General features: G+C 41.1%; 1 protein-coding gene. It reads right to left on the reverse strand.

The window, feature by feature from the left end:
• Positions 1 to 55 precede the first annotated feature (55 nt).
• Complete coding sequence (gene proB, locus FJR06_RS08270) at positions 56 to 1165, reverse strand: glutamate 5-kinase (protein ID WP_168651218.1); 1110 nt, start codon at positions 1163 to 1165, stop codon at positions 56 to 58.
• Between the last annotated feature and the right edge of the window lie 55 nt (positions 1166 to 1220).

Consider the following 1220-nt stretch of genomic DNA (forward strand, 5'->3'; position numbering starts at 1 on the left):
GGTAATTGGTAATTGGTAATTGGTAATTTTCTTCTTTCTTCTCCTGACTCCTGCTTTAAATCAAAACTAAATTATCTCGGTGAATCACAGTATCTGCCTTCTCATAACCTAAAATTGCTGGTATTTCCCGTGACTGTCGGCCGCAAATTTTCTGCAATTCCTCACTATTATAATTCACCAATCCTCTAGCAATTTCCTGACCATTACTATCACATAACTGCACCGCTTCTTGATTGTCAAATTCCCCCTCTACGGCTCTAATTCCTGCTGCTAATAGGGATTTTCCGGCTTTGACAACAGCGGCGATCGCTCCCGCATCTAAATATAATTTTCCCCCAGGAATTAAACCATAAGCTATCCAGCGTTTGCGGGCTGAAGTTGGTTCTGGTTGGGGTGCAAAGTGTGTACCGATGAGTTCCCCTTGGATAATTTTTTCAATGTTCCGGGGAAACTGTCCTTGGGTAATGACTGTGCGGATACCAGCCGCGATCGCAATTCTGGCCGCAGAAATTTTAGTCATCATCCCCCCAGTCCCCCATTGAGAACCCTGTCCACCAGTTTGAATCTGTAAATCTGTCAGTTCTTGCATACTGCTAACTAAACTAATCGGTTTAGCATCAGGTACAGAACGAGGATCGGCTGAATATAATCTATCAACATCTGTTAATAAAAATAGCCAATCTGCTTCTACTAAACTGGCTACTAATGCAGAAAGGGTATCATTATCTCCAAATTTTAATTCTTCCACAGCTACTGTATCATTTTCATTAACAATGGGAATTACTCCCAAAGCTAGTAATTCTTGAAAAGTATTATTAGCATTAAGATAGCGGCTACGCTGTACCAAATCTGCCCTTGTTAATAATACTTGAGCAATTGGTTGTTGCAAAATACTAAATAAATCATCATATATACGCATTAATCTACCCTGTCCAACTGCTGCTACAGCCTGTTTTAAAGCTATAGTTTTGGGACGTTCCGTTAAACCTAACCGCGCACAACCTACTCCCACAGCACCGGAGGAAACTAAAATTACTCGATGTCCCTGTCGTCTCAAATCACAAAGAGTTTCCGCTAAAGTAGCAATGCTAGAAAGGGCTAATTGTCCGGTTTCTGGTTGAGTGAGACTAGAAGTACCGATTTTAACAACGATTGTTTTGGTCATTTGTCAGTTGTCAGTTGTCAGTTGTTGGTAGGGGCGAAGCATTTGGAAGATAAAT

The sequence above is a fragment of the Dolichospermum sp. UHCC 0352 genome, assembly GCF_009711925.1.
GTDB lineage: Bacteria > Cyanobacteriota > Cyanobacteriia > Cyanobacteriales > Nostocaceae > Dolichospermum > Dolichospermum lemmermannii.